This window comes from Mycobacterium kyorinense (assembly GCF_002101735.1).
GTDB classification, from domain to species: domain Bacteria; phylum Actinomycetota; class Actinomycetes; order Mycobacteriales; family Mycobacteriaceae; genus Mycobacterium; species Mycobacterium kyorinense.
Genome location: NZ_LQPE01000159.1, coordinates 77558 through 98240, shown reverse-complemented (window position 1 = coordinate 98240; position 20683 = coordinate 77558). Strand labels below are relative to the sequence as shown.

Genomic DNA, 20683 nt, shown 5'->3' with positions numbered 1-20683 from the left:
TCACCCCGGCTCCCGTCCCATCCCTACCACAGACGCACTCTTCGCGCCTGCAAGAGAAGAGGTACAGGAGTGACCGCGCGTAGCGACGATGAGGCCGTTACCGCACTCGCCCTCGCCGCTGCACGCGGCAACGCCGGGGCACTCGAGACATTCATCAAAGCCACCCAGCAGGACGTGTGGCGGTTTGTCGCCTACCTCTCCGACGGGTCCCACGCCGACGATCTGACCCAGGAGACATTTCTGCGGGCCATCGGCGCCATCCGGCGATTCTCCGGACGGTCCACCGCCCGGACCTGGCTGCTGGCCATCGCGCGTCACGTCGTCGCCGACCATGTGCGCCACGCCCAAGCCCGGCCGCGCACCGCGCACGGCGCCGATCCCGAACAGCTCCTCAACCGCGACCGACCGACCCGCGGATTCGAAGACGTCGTCGAAGTCACGACGATGATCGCCAACCTCACCGCCGACCAGCGCGAGGCGCTGCTGCTCACCCAGCTGCTGGGGCTGTCCTACGCCGACGCGGCCGCGGTGTGCGGATGCCCGGTGGGCACCATCCGCTCCCGCGTCGCCCGCGCCCGCAGCGCGCTGCTGGCCGGCCTCGACGTCGACGAGGCAACCGGCTAAGCCGGGTCAGTACCGGTAGTGGTCCGGCTTGTACGGACCCTCGACGTCGACGCCGATGTACTCGGCCTGGTCCTTGGTCAGCTTGGTCAGCTGTCCGCCGAGCGCCTCGACGTGGATGCGGGCCACCTTCTCGTCGAGGTGCTTGGGCAGCCGGTACACCTCGTTGTCGTACTCGTCGTTCTTGGTCCACAGCTCGATCTGAGCGATCACCTGGTTGGAGAAGCTGTTGCTCATCACGAACGACGGGTGCCCGGTGGCGTTGCCGAGGTTCAGCAGCCGGCCCTCGGACAGCACGATGATCGAGCGGCCGGTGTCGGGGAACGTCCACTGGTCGACCTGCGGCTTGATGTTGAGCTTGGTCGCCCCCGACTTCTCCAGCGCGGCCATCTGAATCTCGTTGTCGAAGTGACCGATGTTGCCCAGGATCGCCTGGTCCTTCATCGCCTTCATGTGCTCGAGCGTGATGATGTCCTTGTTGCCGGTCGCGGTGACGACGATGTCGGCCTCGGCGATGGCCTCCTCGACGGTCTTGACGTCGTAGCCCTCCATCAGCGCCTGCAGCGCGTTGATCGGATCGATCTCGGTGACGGTCACCCGGGCGCCCTGGCCGGCCAGCGATTCCGCGCAGCCCTTGCCGACGTCGCCGTACCCACAAACCAGCGCCTTCTTGCCACCGATCAGCACGTCGGTGCCGCGGTTGATGCCGTCGATCAGCGAATGCCGACAGCCGTACTTGTTGTCGAACTTGGACTTGGTCACCGAGTCGTTGACGTTGATCGCCGGAAACGCCAGATCACCGGCGGCGGCGAACTGGTAGAGCCGCAGCACGCCCGTCGTCGTTTCTTCGGTGACGCCCTTGACCGACTCGGCGATCTTGGTCCACTTCGTCTTGTCGGATTCGAGGCCCTCACGGAGCCGGTTCAGGAAAATCTTCCACTCGGCGGAGTCGTCCTCCTCGGCCGGAGGCACCACGCCCGCCTTCTCGTACTGCATGCCGCGCAACACCATCATGGTGGCGTCGCCGCCGTCGTCGAGGATCATGTTCGCCGGCTCGCCCGGCCAGGTCAGCGCCTGCTCGGCGGCCCACCAGTATTCCTCGAGGGTCTCGCCCTTCCAGGCGAACACCGAGGTGCCCTTGGGCTCCTCCGGGGTGCCGTGCGGTCCGACGACCACCGCCGCCGCGGCGTGGTCCTGGGTGGAGAAGATGTTGCACGACGCCCAGCGGACCTCGGCGCCCAGCGCAGTCAGCGTCTCGATCAGCACCGCGGTCTGCACGGTCATGTGCAGCGACCCGGAGATGCGGGCACCCTTCAGCGGCCGCACCTCGGCGTATTCGCGCCGCAGCGACATCAGGCCCGGCATCTCGTGCTCGGCCAGCCGGATCTCCTTGCGGCCGAAGTCCGCCAGCGACAGGTCGGCGACCTTGTATTCGATGCCGTTGCGCACGTCGGTGCTCAGCGCGTTCTCGGTGGTCGTCATCTCGGGCGCACTCCTCATCGGTCAACTAGTTAGCTTGCATATACATTAGTCCCCGATGCGGCGGGCGTGCGATGCCGGGTCAGGGGGCTTCGATCACACCGTAGCGTTCGACGGCGGGCGTCATCAGCCGCGCAAGATCGGCGGCGACGTCGTGGTCGGCTTCGGGTGGCATCGACACGTAGCTCATCGCCAGCCGCACGATGGCGCGCGCGATGATGCCCGCATCGTCGTCGCTGGCCTTGACCCAGCTGTGCTGGAACGTGTTGGTCAACCGCTCCGAGCAGTGGGTGATGATCGGCCCGCTGTCGGTGGTGATCAGCTGCAGCAGGTCGGGCTTGGCGACACCGGTGAGCAGCGAGATCACCAGCGGGTCGGCGGCCGACTCGGTGAAGAACATCCGGAAACCCTGCAGGAACGCCGCGTAGACGTCGCCGACGTTCGAATAGATGGCGTCGTCGACGGCGTCCACCAGCCGATCGGCCAGCCGGAGCGCGTAGCCCTGCGCCAGGCCTTGCCGCGAGCCGAACTCGTTGTAGATGGTTTGGCGGCTGATGCCCGCGGCGCGGGCCACGTCGGCCAGCGTGATCGCCGACCAGTCACGGGCCAGCAAAAGCTCGCGCATCGCGTCGAGCACCGAATCGCGCAACAGGACCCGCGACGCCTCGGCGTAGGGGACTCGTACGGGCCTGCCCGTACCATTTGGTCCTGTCACATGCGCGAGACTAGCCGTCACGGACGCGCGACTTCTACCATCTCGAAGTCGGACTTGGCCGCGCCGCAGTCCGGGCAGCTCCAGTCGTCGGGGATGTCGTCCCACCGGGTGCCGGGCGCGATGCCGTCTTCCGGCCAGCCCTTGGCCTCGTCGTACTCGAAGCCGCACTGCACACACACGAACAGCTTGTAGTCGCTCATCTGGCTACCTCCGTCTCTTCGAAATCGATCTTCTCGCGGACCCCGCAGTCCGGGCAGCACCAGTCGTCGAGAATCTCATCCCAGCGTGTCCCGGCCGGAAAGCCTTCCCGCGCATGGCCTTTGGACTCGTCGTAGACGTAGTCGCAGATCGGGCAGCGGTACGACGCCATCACGCCACCGTCCCGTAACGGGCCAACACTCGGTCGCGGACGCGCGGCTGGATGTTGGCTTTGGTGATGTCGCCGTCGTAGTGGGCCAGCACGCGGTGGTCCATCAGCTTGCGCCACAGTGGCGGGAGGTAGGTCAGCCCGATCAGCGACGCGTAGCCACTGGGCAGGTTCGGTGCGCCGTCCATGCTGCGCAGCGTCTGGTAGCGGCGCGTCGGGTTGGCGTGGTGGTCGCTGTGCCGCTGCAGGTGGTACAGGAACAGGTTGGTCACGATGTGGTCGGAGTTCCAGCTGTGCTGCGGCGTGCAGCGCTCGTAACGGCCGTTGTCCAGCTTCTGCCGCAGCAGCCCGTAGTGCTCGAGGTAGTTCACCGACTCCAGCAGCGAGAAGCCGTAGATGGCCTGGATGATGAGCAGCGGGATCAGCGCCGGGCCGAACACGGCGATCAGCACAGCCCACAGCACCACCGACATCGCCCAGGCGTTGAGCACGTCGTTGGAGGGGTGCCACGGGCTCTTGTTCAGCCGGCGCAGCCGCTGCGCCTCCAAAATCCACGCCGAGCGCAGGCTGCCAATCACGCTGCGCGGCAGGAATTCCCAGAACGTCTCGCCGAACCGTGCCGACGCCGGGTCTTCCGGGGTGGCCACCCGCACGTGGTGGCCGCGGTTGTGCTCGATGTAGAAGTGCCCGTAGCAGGTCTGGGCCAGCGTGATTTTGGACAGCCAGCGTTCCAGCCTTTCCTTCTTGTGGCCCATCTCATGCGCGGTGTTGATGCCGATGCCGCCCAGCGCGCCGACCGACAGCGCCAGGCCGATCTTCGCCGGCCAGCTCAGCGGCCCGTCGTATCCGAGCCAACTCAGGTCCGAGGCGGTGAACAGGTAGGCCCCCAGCACCACGCTGGCGTATTGGAACGGGATGTAGATGTAGGTGCAGTAGCGGTAGTACCTGTCGTTCTCCAGCCGTTCCATCACCTCGTCCGGCGGGTTTTGCCCATCGGGTCCGTAGCGCAGGTCCAGCAGCGGTAACAGCACGTAGACCAGGAGCGGACCGATCCAGAACAGCACCTGCGACGCGGTCTGCCAGCCGGCCTGATTCATCGCCCACACGATCGGCAGGATCAGCATCAGGGCCGTCGGGGCGATCAACCCCAGCAGCCACAGATAGCGCTTGTTGTCTCGCCACACCGCGGTCTCGGGGCTCGTCGTGGTGGTCATGTCGCAACCTCCGTTGTGAGTCACAGCACGTTGGAGTTGACAATACCGCGCTTTGCGTCTCCTGTCTAGACAATTAGCTATGGCATGTAAAGCACCGCAGCGCCGAGTGTGCGGATTCATACGGCCTCGTCGGCGCGTCGCGTATGAAACCGCACAGTCGCGGTGAAGAAGGGTCAGGAAGCGACCTGGACGGCGGGCCGCTCGTCGGCCCGGCCCGCCAAGACCGAGTGGCGGCGGCTGTAGCCGAAGTAGATGGCGACGCCGACGACCATCCACACGGCGAACCGGATCCAGGTCACCCCGGTCAGGTTGAGCATCAGCCACAGGCAGGCGCACACCGAGGCGATCGGCAGCAGCGGCACCCACGGCGCGCGAAAGCCCCGCGGCAGGTCCGGGCGGGTGCGGCGCAGGATGATCACCCCGGCGGACACCAGGACGAATGCGAACAGCGTTCCGACGTTGACCATCTCCTCGAGCTTGGCCATCGGAAACACCGACGCCGCCAGCGCCACCAGCAGCGCGACCAGCACCGTGATCCGCACCGGCGTGCCGCGGGTGCTGGTCTGCGCCAGCGCCCGGGGCAGCAGCCCGTCGCGCGACATCGCAAACAGCACCCGGCACTGGCCGAGCATCAGCACCATCACCACCGTGGTCAGCCCCGCCAGCGCCCCGATCGAGATGACGCCGGAGGCCCAGTGCACCCCGTTCGCCGCGAACGCGGTGGCCAGGTTCGCGTGCTTGCCGCCGGGGCGGTCCCGAAGCGCGGTGTAGGGCACCATCCCGGACAGCACGACGGAGACGGCGACGTAGAGCACGGTGACGATGCCCAGCGTCGCCAGGATCCCGCGCGGCACGTCGCGCTGCGGGTGCTTGGTCTCCTCGGCCATGGTGGCGACGATGTCGAACCCGATGAACGCGAAGAACACGATCGACGCCCCGGCCAGTACCCCGAACCAGCCGTAGTGGCTGGTGTGCGCGCCGGTCAGCAACGACAGCACCGACTGGTCGAGGCCGGTGCCGGCGTGGTCGGCCTCCGGCGGCGGGATGAACGGCGAGTAGTTGTCGGCCTTGACGTAGAAGGCGCCGACGACCACCACCAGCGCCACCACCGACACCTTGATCGTGGTGACCACCGCCGAGAAATGCGCCGACAACTTGGTGCCCAGCGCCAGCAGCGTCGCCACCAGCGCCACGATCAACAACGCACCCCAGTCGAGCTGGAATGAGCCGAGAGTGATTGTGCCCCTTGTGATTCCGAACATGGTGTCGAGGTAGCTCGACCACCCCTTGGCCACCACCGCCGCGCCGATGGCCAACTCGAGCACCAGGTTCCAGCCGATCACCCACGCCAGGAACTCGCCGAAGGTGGCGTAGGAGAAGGTGTAGGCGCTACCGGCCACCGGCAGCGTCGAGGCGAACTCCGCGTAGCACACCGCCGCCAGCCCGCAGGTGATCGCCGCGATCAGAAACGAGATCCAGATGGCCGGGCCGGTGATGTTGCCCGCGGTGGAGGCGGTGACCGTGAAGATGCCGGCGCCGATCACCACCGAGACACCGAACACGGTCAGGTGCCACCAGCTGAGGTTTTTGTGCAGCCGGCTGTCCGGTTCGTCGGTGTCGGCAATCGACTGCTCGACGGATTTGATGCGCCATCGATCGGCCATGCACCGGGACAGTACCGACTACTGTGCGGACATGCGCGCCGAGAACCCAAGGCGTCATGCGGTCGTCATCGGCGCCAGCATTGCGGGGCTGTGCGCCGCCCGCGTGCTGGCCGATTTCTACGACCGGGTCACGCTGTTCGAGCGCGACCAGCTGCCGGCCACGCCCGCTCAGCGCACGGCAGTCCCCCAGGGCCGCCATGTTCACCTGTTGATGGCGCGAGGCGCCGCGGAATTCGAGGCGTTGTTCCCGGGCCTGCTCGACGACATGGTCGCGGCCGGGGTGCCGATCCTGCAGAACCGGCCGCAGGCCATCTACTTCGGCGCCGCTGGCCACGTGCTCGGGACGGGCCAGAACCTGCGCGACGAGTTCACCGCGTACGTGCCGAGCCGTCCGCAGCTGGAATGGCAGATCCGGCGGCGCGTGATCGCGCTGCCCAACACCGAGATTCGGCAACACGCGGTGGTCGAACCGCGCTTCGACCCCACCGCCCGCCGGGTGACCGGCGTGGTGCTCGACTCCGGTGAGCTCGTCGCCGCCGACCTCGTCGTCGAGGCCGCCGGGCGCGGCACCAGACTGCCGGTGTGGCTGCAGCAGTGGGGATATCCGAGGCCGCCCGAAGAGGTGGTGGACGTGGGTATCGGCTATGCGACGCAACAGCTTCGGATTCCCGACGGCCTGATCGAGCAGAAGGTGGTGGTGGCCGGGGCGTCGCGCGAGCAGCCGCTCGGACTGGGCATGCTGCAATACGAGGACGGCACCTGGACACTCACGACGTTCGGTGTCGCCAAAGTCGAACCGCCGCACACCTTTTCGGAGATCAGAGTACTGGCGGAAAAGCTGCTGCCCCCGCAGTTCACCGCCGCCCTCGAACAGGCCGAACCGGTCGGCGAGGTGGCCTTCCACCGTTTCCCCACCAGCCGCTGGCGCCGCTACGACAAACTGGACCGCTTTCCGGACGGGATCGTGCCGTTCGGCGACGCGGTGGCCAGCTTCGACCCCACCTTCGGGCAAGGCATGACGATGACGTCGCTGCAGGCCGGGCATCTCGGCGACGCGCTGGCCGACCCGGGTGCCGACGTGGCCCGCGAGCTGAACCGGGCCACCGCGAAGACCACGTACCCGGTGTGGGTGATGAATTCCGTCGGCGATTTCACGTTCCATCACGCCGGCGGGCCGATGCCCTGGTGGTATCGCCCGGTCGGCAACCTCTACGACCAGCTTCTCGGCGCGGCCGAGACCGATCCCGTTCTCGCAGAATGGTTTTTGCGCCGGTTCTCGTTGCTGGACAGCCTCTACATGATCCCGTCGGCCAAACTGATCGCTCGCACGATTCGGCACAACATGCGGCTGTGGCTCGCCGAGCGTCGTCAGATACTGCGCGAGCGGGTGCGATCCAGGTCGGGCTCGAGGTAGATGACCCGGGCGGCCGGCACCGCCGCACGGATGTTGGCTTCGGCGGCGTCGATGGTGGCCGCCACGGTGGCCAGCTCGACGTGCGGGCCCACCGCGATCTTGGCGCCCACCAGCATCTCGTCCGGGCCGAGATACTGCGTGCGCAGATGAATCAGGCGATCGACATGCTCGGTGTTTTCCAGCGCCGCCCGGATGGCAGCGACTTCGGCGGCAGTGCCGCTCTCACCGATCAGCAGGCTGTGCATCTCGACCATCAGGATGGTCGCGATGGCGCCGAGCAGCAGACCGATGGCGATGGTGCCGACGCCGTCCCAGACCGGGTTGCCGGTGAGCGTCGTCAAGCCGACGCCGGCGAGCGCGAACGCCAATCCGACCAGCGCGCCGGTGTCCTCCAGCAGCACCACCGGCAGCTCGGGATTGCGGGAGTTGCGAATGAACCGCCACCAGCTGCCGTTGCCCTTCAGCGGCCGGGACTCGACCACCGCAGTGCGAAAACTGAACGTCTCCAACGTGATTGCCACCACCAGGATCGCCAGCGCCACCACCGGGGACGTCAGCTCCGCAGGGTGGACGATCTTGTGGTAGCCCTCGTAGAGGGCGAACACCGCGCCGAGGGTGAACAACACCAGCGCCACCACAAACGACCAGAAGTAGCGGCTGCGGCCGTAGCCGAACGGGTGCAGCGCGTCGGCCTCCTTGCGCGCGGCGCGCTGCCCGAACAGCAACAGCGCCTGGTTGGAGGTGTCGGCTACCGAGTGCACCGCTTCGGCAAGCATGGACGAGCTGCCGGTGACCGCGAAGCCGACGAACTTGGCGGCGGCGATGCCGGCGTTGGCGGCCAGCGCGGCCAGGATCGCGCGGGTACTGCTGGATGCACTCACAGGCCGACGGTGGCCCGGAACAACGTCGTCGGCTGATGCGCCACCAGCCGGATCGGCCCGTCGTCGGCGGCCACCCACGCCGCGGCGCCCCGCTCGAGTTTCAGCGTCCCGGATTTTCCGTGCACGGTGGTGCAGCCCTCGGTGCACAACAGGATCTGCGGGCCGTCGTGCCGCGACGGCGCGTCCACCTCGTGGCCGACGTGCTCGCCGTCGAGAGTCAGCACACACAACGCGAACTCGTCGGTCGGGGTGTCGTAGACCAGCCCGAGCCCGTCGCGATGCGTCGGCGGTCGCAGCTGGTCCTCGGTGGTGGGCGTGAAGTCCAGCACGCGCAGCAGCTCCGGCACGTCGACGTGCTTGGGAGTCAGGCCGCCGCGTAACACGTTGTCGGAGTTGGCCATAACCTCCAGCGCGACGCCGCGCAGGTAGGTGTGCAGGTTGCCGGCCGCCAGGAAGATCGCCTCCCCGGGGGCCAGGCTGATGCGGTTGAGCAACAGCGCCGCCAGCACACCGGCGTCGCCGGGGTAGCGCTCGCCCAGCTCCAGCACCGTCTTGGCCTCGGCCGCGAATTCCGTTGCGCCGGAGGTGATGTAGTTGATCGCGCCGTCGATAACGGCCGGGACCAGCACGTCGATGTCGGGCTGCGGGGCGGTGATCCAGGTGGTGAACAGCGCGCGCAGCCCGTCGGCGTCGGACTGGTCGTTGAGCAGGTGGATGAACGGATCCAGGTCGGAGACCGCCAGCGCCCGCAGCAGCTCGACGGTGCGGGCGGCCGGCCGGAAGCCGGCCAGCGCCTCGAACGGCTGCAGCGCCACCAACAGTTCGGGTTTGTGACTCTTGTCGCGGTAGTTACGCACCGGCGAGTTGATCGGGATGCCCAGCCGCTCCTCGCGCAGGTAACCCTCGGCGGCCTGCTCAGCGCTGGGGTGCGCCTGCAGCGACAACGGCTCGTCGGCGGCAAGCACTTTCACCAGGAAGGGCAGCACGTCACCGAATCGGGACCGCGCCGCCCCGCCGAGCTGGCCGTCCGGGTCGGCGACCAGGGCGTCCAGCAACGTCGTTTCGCCGCCGCCGGTCTCCAACCACGCCGGGTCGGCCGGATGCGCGCCGAACCAGAGCTCGGCTTCGGGGTGAGCCGCCGGGACCGGTCGCCCGGTGAATTCGGCGATGGCCGTACGCGATCCCCAGGCGTACGTCCGTATCGCTCCGCGTAGCAGTTCCACGTCTGTTGTCTATCCCCGCACCAGCCGCAAATAAACGGCGGCCATCTCCAGTCGAACGGCCAATATTGCCAGTTGCTGCTCGGCCCGCTGCGCGCTGACCTGGCCGGCGGCGCCGACGGACACGTCGGGCACGTCCTCGGCGCCGACGATGTCCACGTCGCCGAGCGGGGCGACTCTGGCGGCGACGACGGTCCGGTCGGCGGCCAGCGTCAGCGCCAGCACCCGCAGCCGCTCGGGCAGCGGGCCGTCGATCGCCTCGTCGTGAAACAGCGCATCCGCCGCATCGGCGAATGACGGTGTGGTGCGCAGCGCGATCAGCGCGTCAGCCAAGCCGGTGGCGGCCACCACCTGATTGCCGATCCGCAGCAGCGCCGACGAGCCGTGCCGGGCCAGCGCCAGCGTCGCGGCGGAGTCGCCGGCCAGCACGATGCTGCGCCCCGTCATCCGCTGGGCCAGCGCCTTGGCCGGATTGGTGAACACTTCGCGTCCCGCGCTGTTGCGCAGCGCCTCGGCGTCCAGCTCGTCGGCCAGCACACCGAGATCCGTCCGCAGCTTGGGGTCGATACTTTCCAGCGCGGCCAGCCCGGCGGCCAGGTAGCGGCCCAGACCGAACTCGTCGGGGACCCGCATCCGCGGCTCCAGCACCGCGACCCGCCCGGCCGTGCTGTCGCGCAACGGTCCCTCGTAGGGTGCCGCGACGACCACGCGAGCGCCGCGGCGCACCCCGGTGGCGGCGGCGCCGACCAGCGCCGGATCGCCCGGGTCGTCGCCGGCCACGATCAGCACGTCGAGCGCGCCGATCCACGGCGGCGCCTCGGCGGCGACCACGATCGGCGCGGCGGTCGTGCCGCCCAGCGTCGCGGCCAGCATGGTGCCGGCGGTTTCGGCGGTGCCGCGGCCGGCCACCCAGATCAGCGTGCGGGGGGTGTCCCCGCGCACCGGGTCGAGCGCGCCCTCTTCGGCTGCGGCGGCGGTGGACCGCACCTGCGCGCCGGCCATCGACGCGGCCCGCAGCAGCCCGTCGCGATCGGCGGCGATCAGGGCGTCGGTGTCGTCGAAGTCGATGGTGGCGTGTATGGCGTTCACGTGACTGCCTGTGTCAGCCCGGCTGTTTCGGCTCGAATTGTTGCACTCACCTGCTGGACCACCGCATCGACGTCCTCGGTGCAGCGTGCTTCCACGTTGAGCCGCAGCAGCGGCTCGGTGTTGGAGCTGCGCAGGTTGAACCAGCTTCCGTCGCCGAGGTCGACGGTCACTCCGTCCAGATGGTCGATGGAGTGGATGCGGCTGCCGAAGGACTTCAGCACCGCCTCGGTGGCCGACGCGGCATCGGCGACGGTGAAGTTGATCTCGCCGGAGGATTCGTAGCGCTGGTAGTCGGCGGTGAGCTCGGAGAGCGGCCGGTCTTGCTCGCCCAGCGCGGCCAGCACGTACAACGCGGCCAGCATCCCGGAGTCGGCGCCCCAGAAGTCGCGGAAGTAGTAGTGCGCGGAGTGCTCGCCGCCGAAGATTGCGCCGGTGTCGGCCATCAGCGCCTTGATGTAGGAGTGCCCGACGCGCGAGCGCACCGGTGTGCCGCCGCGTTCGACCACCAGCTCCGGCACGGCGCGGGAGGTGATCAGGTTGTGGATCACGGTCGCGCCGATCTCGCGGGTGAGCTCGCGGGCGGCGACCAGCGCGGTCACCGTCGACGGCGACACCGGCCGGCCGCGTTCGTCGACCACGAAGCAGCGATCGGCGTCGCCGTCGAATGCCAGCCCGATATCGGCGCCGCTCTCCTGCACATAGGCCTGCAGGTCCACCAGGTTCGCCGGGTCCAGCGGGTTGGCCTCGTGGTGGGGAAACGAGCCGTCGAGCTCGAAGTACAACGGCAGCAACGTGATTGACTCGATTGCGCCGAGCACCGCCGGCGCGGTGTGACCGGCCATCCCGTTGCCCGCGTCGACGGCCACCCGCAGCGGGCGCAGCGCCGACAGGTCCACCAGCGAGCGCAGGAATTCCCCGTAGTCGGCGAGCACATCCCGATCGGCGATGCTGCCGGCCGGCCCGTCGTAGCCGGGCACGCCGGCGACCACGTCGTCGCGGATGGTGCTCAACCCGGTGTCGGCGCCGACCGGCTTGGCGCCCGCCCGGCACAGCTTGATGCCGTTGTAGGCGGCCGGGTTGTGGCTGGCGGTGAACATGGCGCCGGGGCAGTCCAACAGGCCCGAGGCGAAATAGAGCTGATCGGTCGATGCCAGACCGATCCGGATCACGTCGAGCCCCTGCCCGGTGACCCCGGACGCGAAGGCTGCCGCCAGGGCCGGCGAACTGTCCCGCATGTCGTGGCCGAGAACTACCCGCCCGGCGCCCTCGTCACGCATCAGCCTGGCGAAGGCGGCGCCGACGTCGGCGACGAACGGCTCGTCGATCTCGTCACCGACGACGCCTCGCACGTCATAAGCCTTGATCACACGGTTGACAGCCGCGGCGGGCCGAGACATGAAAGGGCTCCTGACTATCGGGACTCTTGGTGGTCAGCCTAACGGTTTCGGCGGGACCGGCTGACAGCTAAGCAGGGGTTGTCATCTGTTGCGTTCCGAGTGGTCGGTAGTTGTCAGTGGTGTGCGGTAGGAACAAAGACATGAATCTTGCGGCGTGGGCTGAGCGCAACGGTGTTGCGCGGGTGACTGCGCATCGCTGGTTTCACGCTGGGCTGCTGCCGGTCGCAGCGCAACGAGTAGGTCGGCTGATCCTCGTCAATGATGTGGCAGCTGAGGCGGCCCGGCAGGGGCTGGCGGCGGTGTATGCGCGCGTGTCCTCAGCGGACCAGAAAGCTGATCTGGATCGGCAGGTGGCGCGGGTGACCGCGTGGGCCACGACCCAGCAGATCCCGGTCGACAAGGTGGTGACCGAGGTCGGTTCGGCGCTAAACGGGCATCGCCGCAAGTTCCTTGCCTTGTTGCGCGACCCGTCGGTGGGCCGGATCGTGGTGGAACACCGAGACCGGTTCTGCCGGTTCGGCTCTGAATACGTCGAAGCCGCACTCGCTGCCCAGGGCCGCGAGTTGGTCGTGGTCGACTCAGCCGAGGTCGATGACGACCTGGTGCGCGATATGACAGAGATCCTCACCAGTATGTGCGCTCGGCTCTACGGCAAACGCCCTGCTGCGAACCGTGCAAGGCGTGCTGTGGCTGCGGCGGCCGGCGCCGGGGATGGCGAGGTGGCCTGAGGTGGCGAAGTTCAAGATTCCTGAGGGCTGGACGGTGCAGGCGTTCCGGTTCACCCTGGACCCGACCGACGATCAATTGCGGTCGCTGGCGCGGCATTTCGGTGCCCGGCGTAAAGCATACAACTGGACCGTCGCCACGCTGAAAGCCGATATCCAGGCGTGGCGTGAGACGGGCGTTGAGACGGACAAGCCGTCGCTGCGGGTGTTGCGGAAACGCTGGAACACGGTCAAGGACGACGTGTGTGTCAACGCTGAGACCGGTGTCGTGTGGTGGCCTGAGTGTTCCAAAGAGGCCTACGCCGACGGTATTGACGGCGGGGTCGACGCGTACTGGAACTGGCAGAACTCCCGATCAGGCACACGTGACGGCAAGAGAATGGGCTTCCCCCGGTTCAAGAAGAAGGGACACGACCAGGACCGCGTGACGTTCACGACCGGAGCGATGCGCGTCGAACCTGACCGCCGCCACCTCACGCTTCCGGTGATCGGGACCGTCCGTACACACGAGAACACGCGCCGGATTGAGCGGCTCATCACGAAAGGCCGGGCGCGGGTGCTGGCGATCACGGTGCGCCGAAACGGCGCCCGGCTGGACGCGAGTGTGCGGGTCCTCGTGCAGCGCCCCCAGCGACCGACGGTCGTACACCCCGGTTCAGGGGTTGGCGTTGACGTCGGGGTGCGTCGCCTCGCCACGGTCGCCAGCGAGGACGGCACAGTGCTCGAGCAAGTGCCGAATCCACGGCCACTCGACGCGGCACTGAAAGAGTTGCGGCATGTCAGCCGGGCCCGCTCGCGCTGCACGAAAGGCTCACGGCGTTACCGTGAGCGCACCACCGAGATGTCCCGGCTGCACCGCCGGGTCAACGATGTCCGAACGCATCATTTGCATGTCCTGACAACACGATTGGCCAAAACTCACGGCCGGATCGTTGTCGAAGGTCTGGACGCGGCGGGGATGCTGCGGCAAAAGGGCCTGCCGGGTACCCGCGCTCGCCGGCGCGGCCTGTCCGATGCGGCCTTGGGCACACCGCGCCGCCACCTGTCCTACAAGACGGGCTGGTACGGATCAGAGCTGGTGGTCGCCGACCGCTGGTTCCCGTCATCGAAAACCTGCCATGTTTGCGGCCACGTGCAAGACATCGGCTGGGATGAGCACTGGCACTGCGGCGGGTGCTCGGCATCGCACCAGCGTGATGACTGCGCGGCCATCAACCTCGCACGCTACGAGGAAACACCTAGCGTCGTCGGCCCAGTTGGGGCCGCCGTCAAGCGTGGAGCCGACCGTAAGACCGGGCCTCGCCCGGCAGGTGGCCGTGAAGCGCGGAAGGGACGCAGCCGCAAGGCTGCCAAACAACCCCGAGACGGGGTGCAAGTCGCATGATCACTAAAGATCACTCACTTGCAACGGTCTAGTCGGCGGGGTCGGGCAGCACCCGCAGATGGCCGCGGCGGCGCCCGGCGCCGGCGGGACGCGGCGCCGCCGGGGTCAGCACGGCACCGCTTCCAGCGGACGCCGGTGTCGCGTCGGGGTCGGCAAACCCGTTGACCGGTGGTCCGGCGGGGACCGCGGCGCGGCCCTCGCGCACGGCGTCGGCCAGCGCCACTAGATCGTCGTCGTCGGACGGCACGGACAGCGGGCCGGAGTGGCGGACCAGCTCCCAACCCCGGGGCGCCGTGATGCGACCGGCATGGCTGACGCACAAGTCCCAGGAGTGCGGCTCTCGGGCGGTGGCGAGCGGGCCGATCACCGCGGTGGAGTCGGAGTAGACGAACGTCAGCGTTGCCACCGCGTAGTGCGGGCACCCAGGCCGACAGCAGCGACGCGGAACAGTCACGATCGAGAGGCTATCGTGCGCAAACGTCCTCGCATCGGGTGACACGCGCATACCGCCGGACCGCGATGTCCAACCGTTACCATCGGCGCGTGAGCGATTCGCGCAGCTCCGGGCGCTCGGTGCGCAGATCTGCTTCGCGGCGGGGGCGCGACATGCGCGGCCCGCTGCTGCCGCCGACGGTGCCGGGGTGGCGCAGCCGCGCCGAGCGGTTCGACATGGCGGTGCTGGAGGCGTACGAGCCGATCGAGCAGCGCTGGGCTGACCGGTTGTCCGGGCTCGACGTCGCGGTCGACGAGATTCCCCGGATCTCGGCCCGCGACCCCGACAGTGTGCAGTGGCCGCCCGAGGTGATCGCCGACGGGCCGATAGCGCTGGCCCGGTTGATCCCCGCCGGGGTGGACGTGCGCGGAAATGCCACCCGGGCGCGGATCGTGTTGTTCCGCAAGCCGATCGAGCGGCGCGCCAAGGACACGGTGGAACTCGCCGAATTGCTGCACGAAATTCTGGTGGCTCAGGTGGCCACGTATCTGGACGTCGAACCCTCCGTCATCGACCCCACGATCGACGACGATTAGGCCCGGGCGATCGCAAGCGCGGCGGAGCCGGGCGCAGCGGGTCGCCCGCAGACTAGCGCCGCGCGTTAAACGATGCCGCGCTTGAGGCGACGGCGTTCCCGCTCGGAAAGCCCGCCCCAGATGCCGAACCGCTCGTCGTGCGCCAGCGCGTACTCCAGGCACTCGGTGCGCACCTCGCAGCCCAGGCAGATCTTCTTGGCCTCGCGGGTGGAGCCGCCCTTCTCGGGGAAGAACGCCTCGGGATCGGTTTGCGCGCACAGCGCGCGGTCCTGCCATTGGTCGGCGGTAACCGGCACCGGCTCAAAGACTTCGGGCACTTCGGGCGCGCTGGGCACCAAACTCAAGTGGGGTCGCGCTGCGGCCCCCGCCGTCGCCGCGCCGGTATTGGTGTGCGGTGTGCTTCCCATCAGGCCCCGTAGGTGCTCATAGGACATGCTCCGCCTCCTCACCTGATTTCGTTGCTTCGTGAATGTCGCCCACTGTTTTGATGTGCGGCCATCTCAATTCGAACAGATGATCGAATCTCGGTCTGCGACACCGAATCCGGCCGGCCAACCGGGAAATGACACTGATGAGATTACACACGTGTTATCAGCCGTGGTCAAGCGATTGGGAAGATTTCCATACCATCTCGTGACCGATTTTTGACGGCACTGCCACAGTTTGGCCGTCGGCGTGTCGGGCCGCACCGTCGCCGCGCGTACTGTCGTGCGATGTGAAGGTCACGGTTCTGGTCGGCGGGGTCGGCGGCGCCCGCTTTCTTCTCGGCGTGCAGCAGCTGCTCGGCTTGGGCCAATTCGCGGGCGCGGGTGCAGCCGGCGATCACCAGCTGACGGCCGTCGTCAACATCGGCGACGACGCCTGGATGCACGGGGTGCGGATCTGCCCCGACCTGGACACCTGCATGTACACCCTGGGCGGCGGGGTCGACCCGCAGCGCGGCTGGGGACATCGCGACGAAACCTGGCACGCCAAGGAGGAACTCAAGCGCTACGGCGTCCAGCCGGACTGGTTCGAGCTCGGCGACCGCGATCTGGCGACACATTTGGTGCGCACCCAGATGCTGCGGGCCGGCTACCCGCTCTCACAGATCACCGCCGCTCTGTGCGACCGCTGGCAGCCGGGAGCGACGTTACTGCCGGCCAGCGACGACCGATGCGAAACCCACGTTGTCATCACCGATCCCGCCGACGGCGACCAGCGCGCAATCCACTTCCAGGAGTGGTGGGTGCGCTATCGCGCACAAGTCCCGACCCACAGCTTCGCCTACATCGGGGCCGAAAACGCCCATGCCACAGCCGAAGTGCTCGACGCCATCGCCGATGCCGACATCGTCCTGTTGGCGCCGTCGAATCCGGTGGTGAGCATCGGCGCCATCCTGGCCATTCCGGGCATCCGCGGCGCACTGCGCTCGGCCGATGCGCCCGTCGTCGGCTACTCCCCCATCATCGGCGGAAAACCGTTGCGCGGCATGGCTCAAGAATGCCTCACGGTGATCGGCGTGGAATCCACCGCCGAGGCGGTCGGCCGGCATTACGGGGCACGGTCGGGCACCGGCATCCTGGACTGTTGGCTGGTCCACGAGGGCGACCACGCCGACATCGACGGTGTGGCAGTGCGATCGATACCGCTGCTGATGACCGATCCGAGTGCGACGGCCACGATGGTGGGCGCCGGACTGGAGCTCGCGGGCGTCGCGGCGTGAGCGAGCACGGTACCGCGGCGGCGGTCGAGATCCTGCCCGTCACAGGACTTCCCGAGTTCCGGCCCGGCGACAACCTGGGCGACGCCGTCGCCGCGGCCGCGCCGTGGCTGCGAGACGGCGACGTGGTGGTGGTCACCAGCAAGGTGGTGTCCAAGTGCGAGGGCCGGCTGGTGCCGGCGCCCGACGACCCCGAGGCACGGGATGCGCTGCGGCGCAAGCTCGTCGACACCGAGGCGGTTCGTGTGCTGGCCCGCAAGGGCCGTACGCTGATCACCGAGAACCGGCTCGGGCTGGTGCAGGCCGCCGCCGGGGTGGACGGCTCGAACGTCGGCGTGACCGAACTGGCCCTGCTGCCACAAGATCCCGACGCGAGCGCCGCTGCGCTGCGTGCGGCGCTGCGCGAGCGGCTGGGTGTGACGGTCGCGGTGGTGATCACCGACACGATGGGCCGGGCATGGCGCAACGGGCAGACCGACGTCGCGGTCGGCTCGGCCGGCTTGGAGGTGCTGCACGGGTATGCCGGCGCGGTCGACGCGCACGGCAACGAGTTGATCGTGACCGAGATCGCCGTCGCGGACGAGATCGCCGCGGCCGCCGATCTGGTCAAGGGCAAGCTCACCGGAATACCGGTGGCCGTGGTTCGCGGATTGCCGGCGTCCGACGACGGCTCGACGGCGCGGAAGCTGGTGCGCGCGGGCACCGAGGACCTGTTCTGGCTCGGCACCGCCGAAGCGGTGGAACTCGGCCGCCGCGAAGCACAATTGCTGCGGCGGTCGGTGCGCCAGTTCGCCGACGAGCCGGTGCCGCAGGATCTGGTCGAGGCCGCGGTGGCCGAGGCGTTGACCGCGCCGGCCCCGCACCACACCCGGCCGGTGCGGTTCGTGTGGCTGCAGACTCCCGCGGTGCGCACCCGGTTGCTGGATCGCATGCGTGAGAAGTGGCGCGCCGACCTGGCCGGTGACGGCAGGCCCGCCGACGCGATCGAGCGGCGGGTGGCCCGCGGTCAGATCCTTTACGACGCAGCGGAAGTCGTCATCCCGATGCTGGTGCCCGACGGCGCGCACAGCTACCCCGACGCCGCCCGCACCGATGCCGAGCACACCATGTTCACCGTCGCGGTGGGCGCGGCGGTGCAGGCGCTGCTGGTCGCGCTCGCGGTCCGCGGCGTGGGCAGCTGCTGGATCGGTTCGACGATCTTCGCCGCCGATTTGGTCCGCGACGAGCTGGGGCTGCCCGTCGATTGGGAACCGTTGGGCGCCATCGCGATTGGTTATCCACTGCAACCTCAGGAGCCCAAAGATCCGGTGCCCGTCGCCGACCTGCTGGTGCGCAAGTGAGCGTCCGGGAGTCGGCGATCGCGCTGTTGTCCGACTGGCAGGCCCCGGATGCGGCGCAGGACTCGGTGCGCCACGCCGTGCTGGCGTTTCTGCTTGCCCGCGACGACGCCTGCCGCCGCGAATGCGTGCCCGGTCATGTCACCGCCTCGGCCCTGGTGCTCGACGACTCCGGCAGCCGGGTGCTGCTCACCCTGCATCCGCGGCTGGGCCGCTGGGTGCAGCTCGGCGGGCACTGCGACGACGGCGACGACGACATCGCGGCGGCCGCGCTGCGGGAGGCGACCGAGGAGTCCGGGGTCGCCGGTCTGCGGCTGGCCGAGTTGGCGGCGATCCATGTCCATCCCGTCACCTGCTCGCTGGGTGTGCCGACCCGCCACCTCGACCTGCAGTTCGTCGCCCACGCGCCGCCCGGCGCGCAGATCGCGATCAGCGACGAATCGGTGGATCTGCGGTGGTGGCCGGTCGACGAGTTGCCGGCCGACGCCGACGACGCGCTGGCCTACCTGGTCGCCCGCGCGGCTCAGACGTCGCTCGAGTAGCGGATTCCGCCGTCGGGAATCGAGACGCCGGGCCAGACCCGCGCGCCGCGCAGTAGCTCGCAGCGTGCGCCGATGTCGGCCCCGTCGCCGATCACGCCGTCGCGGATCAGCGCCCGCGGGCCGATCCGCGCGCCGAAGCCGATGATCGAGCGCTCGATCACCGAGCCGGCCTCGACCTTCACCCCGTCGAAGATGACCGCACCGTCGAGCCTTGCGCCGGGCCCGATCTCGGCGCCGCGCCCGACGACCGTGCCGCCGATCAGCACCGCGCCCGGGGATACCGCCGCGCCGTCGTGCACCAACTGCTCGCCGCGCTGTCCGCGCAGGGCCGGCGACGGCGCGATGCCGCGCACCAGATCCGCCGAGCCGCGCACGAAGTCCTCCGGCGTGCCCATGTCCCGCCAGTAGGTGGCGTCGACGTAGCCGCACACCTTGACGCCGTCGGACAGCAGCGCCGGAAACACCTCGCGCTCAACGGAAACCTCGCGGCCCCGCGGTATCCGGTCGATGATCTCGCGGGAGAACACGTAGCAGCCTGCGTTGATCTGGTCGGTGGGCGGATCCTGGGTCTTCTCCAAAAACGCGGTGACCCTGCCGTTTTCGGTCGGCACACAACCGAAGGCACGCGGGTCGCCGACGCGCACCAGATGCAGCGTGAGATCGGCCTGCTGCTCGTGGTGGTAGTCCAGCAGCTGACCCAGATCGGCGCCGGAGAGCACGTCGCCGTTGAACACCATCACGGTGTCGTGGCGCAGCCGGCCGGAGACGTTGGCGATTCCGCCGCCGGTGCCCAGCGGATGCTCCTCGGTGACGTATTCGATCTGCAGCCCGAGTTTGGAGCCGTCGCCGAACTCCGCCTCGAACACCGCCGGCTGATACGACGTGCTCAGGACCACGTGCTCGATGCCGGCGGCCGCGATCCGCGACAACAGATGCGTGACAAACGGCAACCCGGCCGTGGGCAGCATCGGCTTGGGCGCCGACAGCGTCAACGGCCGCAACCGGGTGCCTTTGCCGCCGACCAGGACGACGGCGTCGACGTCTGTCACTAGCGCCGCCTTTCTGCGCCGCGCACCATCAGGCGCGCCCGGATCGCCAGCCCGGCGCGAAACGCCCACCGCAGCGGCGCCCGCCACCACCCAGAATGCCGGTCCGCGAGAAAGAGGTAGGTGCTGTTGTGGTGGGCGATCAGGTTGCTCGCCGACTCGCGGCCGGTGGCGTGACCTTTGTGGTGCAGGACTTCGGCCGACGGCACATAGACGTTGAGCCAGCCTGCCCGGCCCAGCCGATCGCCGAGGTCCACGTCTTCCATGTACATGAAGTAGCGCTCGTCGAAGCCGCCGACCTGGTCGAACGCCGCCCGGCGTACCAGCAGGCACGACCCCGACAGCCAGCCCACCGGCCGCTCGCTCGGTTCCAGCCGCTCCTGGCGATACGCCGTCGACCAGGGATTGCCCTTCCACAGCTGGCCGAGGACGGCGTGCATGCCGCCGCGCACCAGGCTTGGCAGGTGGCGCGCCGACGGGTACACCGAGCCGTCGGGGTCGCGGATCAGCGGGCCCAGCGTGGCCGCCCGCGGCCACCGGGCCGCCGCGTCCAGCAGCGCGTCGATGCTGCCCGGCCCCCACTGCACGTCCGGGTTGGCCACCACCACCCACTCGCCGGGATCTTCTAAAGCCTCCCCCAACTGCGCGACCGCCCTGTTAACCGCGCTGCCGTAGCCCAGGTTGGCGCCCGTGGAGAACAGCCGGACGTTCGGATAGCGCTCGACCGCCGCCTCGGGCGCCCCGTCGGTGGAGCCGTTGTCGGCCATCACGACGCTCAGCGGCCGTTCGGTAGCCAGCGACAGCGAGGCCAGGAAACGGTCCAGGTGCGGGCCCGGCGAATAGGTCACCGTCACCAC

At 68.7% G+C, this 20683-nt stretch carries 22 protein-coding genes; 8 read left to right on the top strand and 14 right to left on the bottom strand.

The annotated features are described in order from the left end of the window. The first annotated feature begins 69 nt into the window (after positions 1-69). Entirely contained in the window at positions 70-624 is a 555-nt protein-coding gene (sigC, locus tag AWC14_RS22785; RefSeq protein WP_045381442.1) for an RNA polymerase sigma factor SigC, read from the top strand. A 6-nt stretch (positions 625-630) separates the two neighbouring features. Here the strand turns inward: sigC and ahcY are convergent, their stop codons facing one another. The 6 genes from ahcY to AWC14_RS22755 all read right to left on the bottom strand — a co-directional run bounded on the left by ahcY (position 631) and on the right by AWC14_RS22755 (position 6060). Further along, a complete protein-coding gene (ahcY, locus tag AWC14_RS22780) occupies positions 631-2103 on the bottom strand; it encodes an adenosylhomocysteinase (RefSeq protein WP_045381439.1) in 1473 nt (490 codons plus the stop codon). A 79-nt stretch (positions 2104-2182) separates the two neighbouring features. Continuing rightward, positions 2183-2815 (bottom strand): TetR family transcriptional regulator AlkX, encoded by a 633-nt coding sequence (gene alkX / locus AWC14_RS22775; protein ID WP_162267205.1) that lies wholly within the window; start codon positions 2813-2815, stop codon positions 2183-2185. Positions 2816-2832: 17 nt separating this feature from the next. Next, a complete protein-coding gene (locus tag AWC14_RS22770) occupies positions 2833-3015 on the bottom strand; it encodes a rubredoxin (protein WP_024448548.1) in 183 nt (60 codons plus the stop codon). Next, on the bottom strand, positions 3012-3185 hold the full coding sequence (locus tag AWC14_RS22765; RefSeq protein WP_045381432.1) for a rubredoxin: 174 nt from the start codon (positions 3183-3185) through the stop codon (positions 3012-3014). The genes AWC14_RS22770 and AWC14_RS22765 overlap by 4 nt, the downstream gene beginning before the upstream one ends. After that, on the bottom strand, positions 3185-4396 hold the full coding sequence (locus AWC14_RS22760; protein WP_045381429.1) for an alkane 1-monooxygenase: 1212 nt from the start codon (positions 4394-4396) through the stop codon (positions 3185-3187). The genes AWC14_RS22765 and AWC14_RS22760 overlap by 1 nt, the downstream gene beginning before the upstream one ends. A 173-nt stretch (positions 4397-4569) precedes the next feature. Next, on the bottom strand, positions 4570-6060 hold the full coding sequence (locus tag AWC14_RS22755; RefSeq protein ID WP_045381426.1) for an amino acid permease: 1491 nt from the start codon (positions 6058-6060) through the stop codon (positions 4570-4572). Between the two features lie 31 nt (positions 6061-6091). On the opposite strand from AWC14_RS22755, the gene AWC14_RS22750 reads away from it, so the two are divergent. Further along, complete coding sequence (locus AWC14_RS22750) at positions 6092-7474, top strand: FAD-dependent oxidoreductase (RefSeq protein ID WP_045381512.1); 1383 nt, start codon at positions 6092-6094, stop codon at positions 7472-7474. On the opposite strand, the gene AWC14_RS22745 is transcribed toward AWC14_RS22750, so the two are convergent. Genes AWC14_RS22745 through AWC14_RS22730 form a run of 4 tightly spaced genes read right to left on the bottom strand, consistent with a single transcriptional unit; the run spans position 7429 to position 12061 of the window. Further along, positions 7429-8355 (bottom strand): cation diffusion facilitator family transporter, encoded by a 927-nt coding sequence (locus tag AWC14_RS22745; protein WP_045381423.1) that lies wholly within the window; start codon positions 8353-8355, stop codon positions 7429-7431. The genes AWC14_RS22750 and AWC14_RS22745 overlap by 46 nt on opposite strands. Then, positions 8352-9578: a mannose-6-phosphate isomerase, class I gene (gene manA, locus AWC14_RS22740; protein WP_085241466.1), complete on the bottom strand. Its 1227-nt coding sequence runs from the start codon at positions 9576-9578 to the stop codon at positions 8352-8354. Before manA ends, AWC14_RS22745 begins: the two co-directional genes overlap by 4 nt. 9 nt (positions 9579-9587) lie before the next feature. After that, on the bottom strand, positions 9588-10664 hold the full coding sequence (locus AWC14_RS22735) for a hypothetical protein (protein ID WP_045381420.1): 1077 nt from the start codon (positions 10662-10664) through the stop codon (positions 9588-9590). Beyond that, positions 10661-12061 carry a phosphomannomutase/phosphoglucomutase gene (locus AWC14_RS22730; protein ID WP_045381417.1) on the bottom strand — a complete coding sequence of 467 codons (1401 nt, stop codon included), beginning with the start codon at positions 12059-12061 and terminating at the stop codon, positions 10661-10663. Before AWC14_RS22730 ends, AWC14_RS22735 begins: the two co-directional genes overlap by 4 nt. A 140-nt stretch (positions 12062-12201) precedes the next feature. On the opposite strand from AWC14_RS22730, the gene AWC14_RS22725 reads away from it, so the two are divergent. Next, on the top strand, positions 12202-12789 hold the full coding sequence (locus tag AWC14_RS22725) for an IS607 family transposase (protein ID WP_045381414.1): 588 nt from the start codon (positions 12202-12204) through the stop codon (positions 12787-12789). A gap of 1 nt (position 12790) precedes the next feature. Further along, a complete protein-coding gene (gene tnpB, locus AWC14_RS22720; protein WP_045381510.1) occupies positions 12791-14170 on the top strand; it encodes an IS607 family element RNA-guided endonuclease TnpB in 1380 nt (459 codons plus the stop codon). Between the two features lie 28 nt (positions 14171-14198). Here tnpB and AWC14_RS22715 read toward each other — a convergent pair whose 3' ends face one another. Then, entirely contained in the window at positions 14199-14624 is a 426-nt protein-coding gene (locus AWC14_RS22715) for a DUF3499 domain-containing protein (protein ID WP_193393837.1), read from the bottom strand. A 152-nt stretch (positions 14625-14776) separates the two neighbouring features. On the opposite strand from AWC14_RS22715, the gene AWC14_RS22710 reads away from it, so the two are divergent. After that, positions 14777-15199: a metallopeptidase family protein gene (locus AWC14_RS22710; RefSeq protein WP_045381408.1), complete on the top strand. Its 423-nt coding sequence runs from the start codon at positions 14777-14779 to the stop codon at positions 15197-15199. 65 nt (positions 15200-15264) lie between these two features. On the opposite strand, the gene AWC14_RS22705 is transcribed toward AWC14_RS22710, so the two are convergent. Next, a complete protein-coding gene (locus AWC14_RS22705) occupies positions 15265-15606 on the bottom strand; it encodes a WhiB family transcriptional regulator (protein ID WP_045381506.1) in 342 nt (113 codons plus the stop codon). A gap of 308 nt (positions 15607-15914) precedes the next feature. On the opposite strand from AWC14_RS22705, the gene cofD reads away from it, so the two are divergent. Genes cofD through AWC14_RS22690 form a run of 3 tightly spaced genes read left to right on the top strand, consistent with a single transcriptional unit; the run spans position 15915 to position 18780 of the window. Continuing rightward, positions 15915-16904 (top strand): 2-phospho-L-lactate transferase, encoded by a 990-nt coding sequence (cofD, locus tag AWC14_RS22700; protein ID WP_045381405.1) that lies wholly within the window; start codon positions 15915-15917, stop codon positions 16902-16904. Further along, positions 16901-18241 (top strand): coenzyme F420-0:L-glutamate ligase, encoded by a 1341-nt coding sequence (locus tag AWC14_RS22695; protein WP_045381402.1) that lies wholly within the window; start codon positions 16901-16903, stop codon positions 18239-18241. The genes cofD and AWC14_RS22695 overlap by 4 nt, the downstream gene beginning before the upstream one ends. Beyond that, entirely contained in the window at positions 18238-18780 is a 543-nt protein-coding gene (locus AWC14_RS22690; protein WP_045381399.1) for an NUDIX domain-containing protein, read from the top strand. The genes AWC14_RS22695 and AWC14_RS22690 overlap by 4 nt, the downstream gene beginning before the upstream one ends. Here AWC14_RS22690 and manB read toward each other — a convergent pair. Together manB and AWC14_RS22680 are read right to left on the bottom strand one after the other, a co-directional pair. Beyond that, positions 18762-19829, bottom strand: a complete 1068-nt coding sequence (manB, locus tag AWC14_RS22685) for a mannose-1-phosphate guanylyltransferase (protein WP_045381397.1) — start codon at positions 19827-19829, stop codon at positions 18762-18764. The two genes, AWC14_RS22690 and manB, sit on opposite strands and share 19 nt — an antisense overlap. Next, positions 19829-20683, bottom strand: a complete 855-nt coding sequence (locus tag AWC14_RS22680) for a glycosyltransferase family 2 protein (RefSeq protein WP_142281800.1) — start codon at positions 20681-20683, stop codon at positions 19829-19831. Before AWC14_RS22680 ends, manB begins: the two co-directional genes overlap by 1 nt.